Annotated in this window: 9 protein-coding genes and 1 rRNA gene; all 10 read left to right on the top strand. The window is 71.7% G+C overall.

Annotation, left to right across the window (positions count from 1 at the left end):
- A 5S ribosomal RNA gene (rrf, locus tag ACFVFS_RS39660) occupies positions 1-86 on the top strand; the annotation flags it as partial.
- 97 nt (positions 87-183) lie between these two features.
- On the top strand, positions 184-804 hold the full coding sequence (locus ACFVFS_RS39655; protein ID WP_380629893.1) for a CDP-alcohol phosphatidyltransferase family protein: 621 nt from the start codon (positions 184-186) through the stop codon (positions 802-804).
- A gap of 124 nt (positions 805-928) precedes the next feature.
- Positions 929-3,424: a sugar phosphate nucleotidyltransferase gene (locus ACFVFS_RS39650; protein WP_380629891.1), complete on the top strand. Its 2,496-nt coding sequence runs from the start codon at positions 929-931 to the stop codon at positions 3,422-3,424.
- Between the two features lie 152 nt (positions 3,425-3,576).
- Positions 3,577-4,713, top strand: a complete 1,137-nt coding sequence (locus ACFVFS_RS39645) for a DUF881 domain-containing protein (RefSeq protein WP_380629888.1) — start codon at positions 3,577-3,579, stop codon at positions 4,711-4,713.
- Positions 4,710-5,042: a small basic family protein gene (locus tag ACFVFS_RS39640; RefSeq protein WP_344340336.1), complete on the top strand. Its 333-nt coding sequence runs from the start codon at positions 4,710-4,712 to the stop codon at positions 5,040-5,042. The genes ACFVFS_RS39645 and ACFVFS_RS39640 overlap by 4 nt, the downstream gene beginning before the upstream one ends.
- Before the next feature lie 268 nt (positions 5,043-5,310).
- Positions 5,311-6,243 carry a DUF881 domain-containing protein gene (locus tag ACFVFS_RS39635; protein WP_380629897.1) on the top strand — a complete coding sequence of 311 codons (933 nt, stop codon included), beginning with the start codon at positions 5,311-5,313 and terminating at the stop codon, positions 6,241-6,243.
- A gap of 448 nt (positions 6,244-6,691) precedes the next feature.
- Complete coding sequence (locus tag ACFVFS_RS39630; RefSeq protein WP_376090360.1) at positions 6,692-7,234, top strand: FHA domain-containing protein; 543 nt, start codon at positions 6,692-6,694, stop codon at positions 7,232-7,234.
- A 179-nt stretch (positions 7,235-7,413) separates the two neighbouring features.
- A complete protein-coding gene (locus ACFVFS_RS39625; protein ID WP_380629895.1) occupies positions 7,414-8,109 on the top strand; it encodes a MerR family transcriptional regulator in 696 nt (231 codons plus the stop codon).
- Positions 8,110-8,194: 85 nt separating this feature from the next.
- Positions 8,195-8,671 (top strand): bifunctional nuclease family protein, encoded by a 477-nt coding sequence (locus ACFVFS_RS39620; RefSeq protein ID WP_030062493.1) that lies wholly within the window; start codon positions 8,195-8,197, stop codon positions 8,669-8,671.
- Between the two features lie 258 nt (positions 8,672-8,929).
- Positions 8,930-9,592 (top strand): MerR family transcriptional regulator, encoded by a 663-nt coding sequence (locus ACFVFS_RS39615; protein WP_380629886.1) that lies wholly within the window; start codon positions 8,930-8,932, stop codon positions 9,590-9,592.
- The last annotated feature ends 139 nt before the right edge of the window (positions 9,593-9,731 follow it).

Below are 9,731 nucleotides of genomic sequence, written 5' to 3'. Positions count from 1 at the left end.
GTTACATTCCGAACCCGGAAGCTAAGCCTCACAGCGCCGATGGTACTGCAGGGGGGACCCTGTGGGAGAGTAGGACGCCGCCGAACAATCATTCAGGAGAAGCCCCCGCCGGTCATCGGTCGGGGGCTTCTCTGTTGTAAGGTCGATATGCAGTAGTTGCCAGACGTGACAGGAGGCCCCCGGGTGGAGGTCCAGGAGACGCGGGTCCAGACCGATCGCGTCCTCACCATCCCCAACATGCTGAGCATGGGCCGGCTGGTCGGTGTTCCGCTCTTCCTCTGGCTCATTCTCTGGCCGGTGTTCGACGGGCCGAACAACGACGGCTGGGCCTTGCTGATTCTGATGCTCAGTGGCATCAGTGATTACCTGGACGGGAAACTCGCCCGGAGGTGGGGTCAGATCAGCCGGGTGGGGCAGCTGCTCGACCCGCTGGCGGACCGCCTCTATGTGTTCTCCACCCTGGTCGGGCTGACCTGGCGTGAGATCCTGCCGTGGTGGCTGACGGCGATCCTGTTGGCCCGCGAGGTGTTTATCGCGGCGCTCCTGCCGATTCTCAACCGGCACGGCTACGGACCGTTGCAGGTCAGTTTCCTGGGCAAGGCGGCGACATTCAACCTGATGTACGCCTTTCCGCTTCTGCTGCTCGGCTCCGGGGACAGCTGGATCGCCCAGCCGGCCGAGATCGTGAGCTGGGCGTTCATCTGGTGGGGCACCGTTCTGTACTGGTGGGCCGCGATTCTCTACGCGGTCCAGGCGCGACAGATCATCCGCGGCGGCACGGACTCCTCGGTGTCCACGGTCTGAGACGTGATCTGAGAGAATTCCCACGGCGCCACGGTGCGTCGGACGATACCTTCCGGGTAGACCACCTCTGGAACGGTTTGATGGACCCGCAGGGCCCACCACCGCGAAGGAGGACGCACCCGTAATGAAAGCCGTTGTTATGGCAGGGGGCGAAGGCACTCGGCTTCGCCCGATGACCTCCAGCATGCCGAAACCGCTGCTTCCGGTCGCCAATAGGCCGATCATGGAGCACGTGCTTCGGCTGCTGAAGCGGCACGGTCTCTCCGACACAGTCGTGACCGTCCAGTTCCTGGCCTCACTGGTGAAGAACTACTTCGGTGACGGTGAAGAGCTGGGCATGCATCTCACCTATGCGAACGAGGAGACGCCACTCGGCACTGCGGGGAGTGTCAAGAACGCCGAGGACGCCCTAAAGGACGACTCCTTTCTGGTGATCTCCGGCGACGCGTTGACGGACTTCGACCTCTCGGAATTGATCGAGTTTCACCGCAGTAAGAACGCACTGGTCACCGTCTGTCTCACCAGGGTGCCGAATCCCCTGGAGTTCGGGATCACGATCACCGACGACGAGGGCCGGGTCGAGCGCTTCCTGGAGAAGCCGACCTGGGGCCAGGTCTTCTCGGACACCGTGAACACCGGTATCTACGTGATGGAACCCGAGGTCTTCGACTACGTCGCGGCCGGCGAGTCGGTGGACTGGTCGAGTGACGTGTTCCCGCAGCTGCTCAAGGAGGGCAAGCGGGTCTACGGCTACGTGGCCGAGGGCTACTGGGAGGACGTGGGTACCCACGAGAGCTACGGCAAGGCCCAGGCGGACGTCCTGGAGGGCAAGGTCGACGTCGAGCTCGACGGGTTCGAGATCTCTCCGGGCGTCTGGGTGGCCGAGGGCGCCGAGGTGGACCCGGAGGCCGTGCTCCGCGGCCCGCTGTACATCGGCGACTACGCCAAGGTCGAGGCCGGCGTGGAGATCCGCGAGCACACCGTGCTCGGCAGCAACGTCGTGGTGAAGCGGGGCGCCTTCCTGCACAAGGCGGTCGTCCACGACAACGTGTACGTCGGGCCGCAGAGCAATCTGCGCGGCTGCGTCGTCGGCAAGAACACCGATGTGATGCGGGCCGCGCGGATCGAGGACGGCGCGGTGATCGGGGACGAGTGCCTGGTCGGCGAGGAGTCGATCATCGCGGCCAACGTCCGGGTCTACCCGTTCAAGACGATCGAGGCCGGCGCCGTCGTCAACACCTCGGTGATCTGGGAGTCCCGGGGGCAGGAGCACCTGTTCGGGGTGCGCGGAGTCTCCGGCATCCTCAACGTCGAGATCACCCCGGAGCTGGCCGTCCGGCTGGCGGGGGCGTACGCGACGACCCTGAAGAAGGGGGCGACCGTCACCATCGCGCGTGACCACTCGCGTGGTGCGCGAGCGCTCAAGCGGGCGATGATCTCCGCCCTGCAGACCAGCGCGATCGACGTCCGCGACCTGGAGAACGTGCCGATGCCGGTGGCCCGGCAGCACACGGCGCGGGGCAGCGCGGGCGGGATCTTCCTGCGGACCACGCCCGGGGTGCCGGACTCGCTGGACATCCTGTTCTTCGACGAGCGCGGGGCCGACCTCTCCCAGGCCGGGCAGCGCAAGCTCGACCGCGTCTACGCGCGCCAGGAGTACCGGCGGGCCTTCCCCGGCGAGATCGGCGACCTGACCTTCCCGTCCAGCGTCTTCGACTCCTACGCGGGCAACCTGCTGCGGACCGTGGACATCACGGGCGTGCGGGAGGCGGGGCTGAAGGTGGTCGTGGACACCGCGCACGGCAGCGCGGGGCTCGTTCTGCCCAGCATCCTCGGCCGGCTCGGGGTGGAGGCGCTGACCGTCTCCAGCGGGCTGGACGAGGCGCGGCCCACCGAGGACGCCGAGGAGCGGCGGGCCGGGCTGGCGAGGCTCGGCGAGCTGGTCGCCTCCTCGCGCGCCGCCTTCGGTGTGCGCTTCGACCCGGTGGGCGAGCGGGTGGCCTTCGTGGACGAGCTGGGCCGGGTGATCGACGACGACCGGGCGCTGCTGGTCCTGCTGGACCTGGTCGCGGCGGAGCGGCGGAGCGGACAGGTGGCGCTGCCGGTGACGACGACCCGGATCGCCGAGCAGGTCGCGGCCTACCACGGCACACAGGTCATCTGGACCACCACGACGCCGGACGACCTGGCCAAGGCGGCCTCCGCCGAGGGCACGGTGTTCGGCGGCGACGGGCGCGGCGGCTTCGTGGTGCCCGAGTTCAGCGGGGTGCTGGACGGGGCGGCGGCGTTCGTCCGGCTGGTCGGCCTGGTGGCCCGCACCCAGCTCACGCTGAGCCAGATCGACGCGCGGATCCCGCAGGCGCACATCCGGCGGCGGGACATCGCGACGCCGTGGGCGGCGAAGGGCATGGTGATGCGCTCGGTGGTGGAGGCGGCCGGCAGCCGGCGGCTGGACACCACGGACGGCGTCCGGGTGGTCGAGACGGACGGGCGCTGGACGCTGGTCCTGCCGGACCCGGCCGAGGCGGTCACCCACCTGTGGGCCGAGGGCCCGGACGACGCGGCGAGCGAGGCCCTGCTCGACGAGTGGGCGGCGGTGGTGGACGGCGCCGGGCGGTGAGCCCGGGGTGAGCCCGCGGCGGGGCGGGACGGCCGGTGCCGTCCCGCCCCGCTGTCCGTTTCGCGCGGTTGGTCGCGGTCCGCCCGGTTTGGCATGTTCCCTGGTCAGGGGGCGTGCGCGGGGGCCCCGTGCGACATGGGACGATGGTCCGCATGTCAGCGACGCCGGGGCAGGGTGCCAGCAGTGGACGGTACAACCGTCCGGACGCCTCGATGTCCCTGCTGACCAACGTCATGGACCACAGCCTGGACGAGGGGTACGCCGAGGCGGCGGCCGCCCGGGGCGGGGACGGGCCGTACCGGATACCCGGGACGGCGCGTGGCCTGCTGACGCTGGGGGCCGGGCTGGCGCTCGTCGGCGCGGTCGTCACGGTCGGGGCGGTGAACGCGCACAAGGCGGAGCCCACGCTCGCCCGGGAGCGCGACGCCCTGATCCACCGGATCAACGACGCCAACGGTTCGGCCGACCACCTCCAGCAGCAGGTCCAGGACCTGCGTCGGAAGGTCGAGAACACCCAGCAGCAGGCGCTCGCCTCGGGCGACGGCGACTCGGCGGCGGTGGCCGGCGCGGTCGGCCTCGGCGAGGTGACCGGACCCGGTGTGAAGCTGGTGGTGGAGGACGCGCCCGGCACCGGCTCCGGCGGGAACGTCGACCCGCGCTCCGGGCAGGGCTTCTCCAACAGCGGACGGCTGCGCGACCGGGACCTCCAGCTGGTGGTGAACGGACTCTGGGCCTCGGGCGCGGAGGCCGTCTCGATCAACGGGCAGCGGCTCACCGCGCTCTCGGCGATCCGCGCGGCCGGCGAGGCCGTGCTGGTGGACAACCGGCCGCTGGTGCCGCCGTACACCGTGCAGGCGCTCGGGGACGGGCCCAAGCTGGTGGGCGCCTTCGAGAACGCCATGGCGGGCCAGTACCTGCGGTTGCTGCAGGAGAAGTACGGCATCAAGTCGACCATCTCGGCGCAGAAGAGCCTCACCCTGCCCGCCGCCGTCGGCGTCACGCTGCGGACCGCCCAGCCCGCCACCCCCGAGGCCTCGCCGAGCGCGACCGGGAGTCCGCCGGCCGGTCCGTCGGCGAGCCCGACCGGAACCTCGGCCAGCGGCCCCGGCGCGAGCCCGACCCCGACGGGGCGTTCGTCCGCGAGCCCCTCCGCCGAGGCGTCGCCGTCGGCGAAGGCGAGCGGGAAGCGCTCGTCGAGCGCCCCGGCCAGTAAGAGCACGACCTCCCGCCCGACCACCGCGACCACCAGCGGGTCGTCCTCCGCAGCGACAGGAGCAACTACACCGTGATTGCCGTACTGGGTCTCGTGATCGGGGTCGTCGTCGGACTCTTCGTCCAGCCCGAGGTGCCCGACGCCGTGGTGCCCTACCTGCCGATCGCGGTGGTGGCGGCGCTGGACGCGGTGTTCGGCGGCGTCCGCGCGATGCTGGACGGGATCTTCGACGACAAGGTGTTCTTCGTCTCGTTCCTGTCCAACGTGGTGGTCGCGGCGCTGATCGTCTTCCTCGGCGACCAGCTCGGCGTCGGCTCGCAGCTGTCCACGGGCGTGGTCGTCGTCCTCGGCATCCGCATCTTCTCCAACGCCGCGGCCATCCGGCGCCATGTCTTCCGTGCCTGAGCCGGACCGCGGGCGCGCGGCGGAGGAGAAATCGGACGGATCGGCGGGAGAAGTTGTGCAGGACGCGAAGCGCGGGGAAGGACCCGGGAGCGGGGCGGTGACCGCTGCGCAGATCGAGGGGGCCCCGGTGCGGAAGGCCCTCCCGGCGGGCCCGGTGGCGGCGCCCGAGGCGGTGCCGCAGCGGCCCGTGGACGCCCCGCGCGGCGGCTCCGACGCCGAGCCCGAGGCCGGGGCCGCCCCGCGCGCTCCCGGGCGCGCCCCGGTGGTGATGCCTGCGCCCGCGCGTGCGCCGGAAGTGGCGGCGGAGGCGCTCGGTGCGGACTCCGTCACTCCAGAACCCGGGAAGGCACCGGAGGCCGAGGAGGCGCCGGAACCCCGGCAGGCGCCGGAGGCCGAGGAGGGGCCGGAGTTCGAGGACGACCAGGAGGAGCCCGAGCACGCCCCGATGTCGGTGTCCGCCCAGACGGTCGACCGGCACGCCGGACGGCGCCGGCTGATGGCGGCGCTGTGGCCGCCGCGGGTGTCGCGCGGTCAGCTGGTGGTGGCCCTGCTGCTGTTCTCGCTCGGCCTGGGGCTGGCGATCCAGGTCCGCTCGACCAACGACCACCACAGCCAGCTGCGCGGCGCGCGGCAGGAGGACCTGGTCCGGATCCTCGACGAACTGGACAGCCGGCAGCAGCGTCTCCAGCAGGAGAAGGCGGAGCTGGAGCAGTCCCTGGCCAAGTTGGAGAACAGCTCCAACCAGGCCAAGGAGGCCCAGGAGCAGACCAGGAAGAAGGCGACGGAACTCGGCGTCCTCGCCGGGACCGTCCGGGCCACCGGTCCGGGCATCGTACTGACGGTCGATGATCCCCAAGGGCAGGTGAAGGCGGATATGCTGCTGGACACCCTGCAGGAACTCCGAGCGGCGGGGGCGGAGGCGATTCAGATCAACGATGTGCGCGTGGTGGTCAACACCTACTTCACGGACGCGTCCGGCGGCGGTGTGCAGATCGACGGCAAGAAGGTCTCGGCGCCCTACCGCTTCACCGTCGTGGGGAATCCGCAGGACCTCACGCCCGCGTTGAACATTCCGGGAGGTGTGGTCCGTACCCTGGAGAGTCACCAGGCGCGCGCGACGATCTCCCAGCAGCAGAAGGTGGTCGTCGACGCCCTCGTCGATCCGAAGACGCCGCAGTACGCCAAGCCGGCTCCGAAGTGACCGTCATGTTCGGAGTGCCACTCCGGCCGGCCCGATCCACGACCGGGCCGGCACCCTGTCCGAGGTTCCCACCCTGCCCCACGGGCGGGTCTGTCACACGCAAGGGGATTCGCCCGTGAGTTTCTTCTCGAAGTTGTTCGGTCGTAACAAGGGCCGCGGCGCGGCCGCGGCGGAGGCGCCCACCGCGCTGCACCGCCGGGACGACGAGCCCGCCGTGCCGGGCATGCGCTCCGCCCCCGAGGGCGGCGAGTACGCCGAGCGTCCGCTCTACCGCGACGGCGGAGCCCAGTACGCGGGGAATCAGGCGGGCTACGGCGCGTCGGTTGACCCTTCCGGCGCGCCGCGCATAGGTTTCCCGACAGGACCCTCAACCTCTGGTGGAGGGTTTGCCCCGGATCCGTACGCCGGGCACAACCCGTCGGGTGTGCCGCGCCAGGAGGCTGTGAACATGGCTGGCCCCACTCCGTGCCCCAGGTGCGGCAACCCGAACCCGGCCTCGGCGCGGTTCTGCTCCAACTGCGGTACGGCGCTGCGCGGCGGGCTGCTGCCCGAGGGTTCGGCCGAGACCACCTCGACCATCTCGATCTCCGGCCTGGAGTCCTACGACCCCAACACCACGACCGGGACCGGTACGCCGGCGCTCTCGGCCGAGGTGCTGGCGGCGATCGACGCGCTGCCGCCGGGCTCGGCGCTGCTGATCGTCCAGCGCGGCCCGAACTCCGGCAGCCGGTTCCTGCTGGACTCGGACAAGACCACTGCGGGCCGCCACCCGCAGGGCGACATCTTCCTGGACGACGTCACGGTCTCCCGCAAGCACGTGGAGTTCCGCCGGACGCCGGGCGGCGGCTTCACCGTCGCCGACGTCGGCAGCCTGAACGGCACCTACGTCAACCGGGAGCGGATCGACGAGGTCGCTCTGAACAACGGCGACGAGGTGCAGATCGGGAAGTACCGGCTGGTCTTCTTCGCCAGCCACAACCGGGGGTACTGAAACCAACGTCGGCAGGAGCCCGAGTGAGTACGAACACCCCTTCCTCTCCTCTCGGGGCGGCCACCCCCGCGCCGTCCGGCCCCCGGCCGGACCAGGGCGCGCGGGGGGTGGTCGCGGCCCCCAGGCAGCCGGTCCGCCCGGACCGGCCCGCCGGGCGGCGGCGCGGTGCTGACGAGCTGTTGAGCATCGGCGCCGTGCTGGCCTTCCTGCGCGACGACTTCCCCGAGGTCACCATCTCCAAGATCCGCTTCCTGGAGGCGGAGGGGCTGGTCGAGCCGCAGCGCACGCCCTCGGGGTACCGCAAGTTCAGCCCGGCCGACGTCGAGCGGCTGGCCTACGTGCTGCGGATGCAGCGCGACCACTACCTTCCGCTGCGGGTGATCCGCGAGCACCTCGACGCGATCGAGCGCGGCGAGAGCCCGCCCGCGCTGCCCGGGGCCGCGGACACCCGGCCCGGGCCGGTGGAGGAGGCGGACCGCGAGCTGACCGCCTCGGCCGAGGCCTCCGCCGGGGTCCGGCTGGGCCGGGCGGAGCTGCTGGCGGCCGCCGAGGCCGGCGAGGCCGCACTGGCCGAGTGGGAGTCCTACGGGCTGGTCGCGCCCGGGCCGGACGGCGGCTACGACGGCGAGGCGCTGCAGGTCGCCCGGCTGGTCGCCGAGCTCGGCCGGTACGGGCTGGAGCCGCGCCACCTGCGGGCCATGAAGGCCGCCGCGGACCGGGAGATCGCCCTGGTCGAACAGGTGGTGGCGCCGCTGCGGCGGCACCGCAACCCGCAGACCAGGGCGCACGCCGAGGCCACCGCCCGGGAGCTCGCGACACTGTCCGTCCGCCTGCACGCGGCGATGGTGCAGGCCGGTCTGCGGATCCGGTCGTAACACCCGCCCGCCGCGGCCACCGCCCTGACCAGCGGCATCGGCGCTGCGCTTTCATATCCGGGTCGGGAGCCATAGGGTTGCCTGTGTGAATGAGCTCGACGTCGTGGGTGTCCGGGTGGAGATGCCTTCCAACCAGCCGATCGTGCTGCTGCGGGAGGTCGGGGGCGATCGGTACCTGCCGATCTGGATCGGCCCCGGCGAGGCGACCGCGATCGCCTTCGCCCAGCAGGGCATGACGCCGGTGCGCCCGCTGACGCACGACCTGTTCAAGGATGTCCTGGAGGCGCTCGGCCAGCAGCTCACCGAGGTCCGGATCACCGATCTGCGCGAGGGCGTCTTCTACGCCGAGCTGGTCTTCGCCGGCGGGGTGGAGGTGAGCGCCCGGCCGTCCGACGCGATAGCGCTGGCGCTGCGCACCGGTACGCCGATCTACGGGAGCGAGGAGGTGCTCGCCGAGGCGGGCATCGCGATCCCGGACGAGCAGGAGGACGAGGTCGAGAAGTTCCGCGAGTTCCTCGACCAGGTGTCGCCGGAGGACTTCGGCGGGGGCGGCCCGCAGTAGCGGCGCGGAGCGGCCGCGAGCGCCGCGGGACCGGCCGGAAGGCCGCTGTTCCGCGGCCGGTGCGGTTGTTTTGCCAAAATGCTCCCATCTACCCACACTAGGGGCACGAAAAACCACCCTCCTGAGTGATGCGGTCTGTTCGGCTCGGCGTGGCGATCGTTGACGGGCCATAGGGGACTGCCTACCGTCAGGAGGGGCTGCCCGGGTGTCCGATCGCCCGCGGCCCGTTGCCCGCAGCACGAGTGGACGGAGGTAGGCATGACCGGCACTGGCGATGAAGTGGCCGCGGGAGGCCTGTGCGCCGTACACCTGCCGCGCACCGCCCGCACGGTGACCGAACTGCCCCGGACGGCGGAGCTGCCGAGGGTTGGCCGGTTCCCGGCGGTCCAGCCCGGCCAGCCGGCCCTGGAGCGGCTCTCGCCGACGTCCGAGCTGATCGGCTACCGGGGACCGACCGCCTGCACGGCGGCCGGGATCACCTACCGCCAGCTGGACTACTGGGCCCGCACCGGCCTGCTGGAGCCCAGCGTCCGCTCGGTGTACCCGGCGAGCAGCCAGCGGCTCTACAGCTTCCGCGACATCCTGTTGCTGAAGATCGTCAAGCGGCTGCTGGACGCCGGCGTCTCGCTGCAGAACATCCGGGTGGCGGTCGCCCATCTGCAGGCCGCCGAGATCGCCGATCTGGCCGGACTGACGCTGATGTGCGACGGGGCGACGGTGTACGAGTGCACGACGCCCCAGCAGGTGGTCGACCTGATGAAGGGCGGCCAGGGGGTCTTCGGGATCGCGGTCGGCGCGGTCTGGCGGGAGCTGGAGCTGACCCTGGTGCGGCTGCACGCGGAGCGCACCGACACCGGTGAGACGGTGGTCGGCCACGACCCGGCGGACGAGCTGGCGCAGCGGCGCAACCGGGCGGTCTAGCGACCCGGTGGCAACCGAGTGACGCCGTGGGCCCGGACGGGGGGCCCGGCCGGGCCCCCGCGGGGGGGGGGCCCGGGGCCCCCCCCCCGGGGGGGGCCGGGGGGGGGGGGGCCCGGCGCCCCCCCCCCGCGGGGGGCCC

It is taken from the genome of Kitasatospora sp. NPDC057692 (genome assembly GCF_042799475.1).
In the GTDB taxonomy this organism is placed as follows: Bacteria; Actinomycetota; Actinomycetes; order Streptomycetales; family Streptomycetaceae; genus Kitasatospora.
This window is presented reverse-complemented; position numbering and strand designations above follow the sequence as displayed.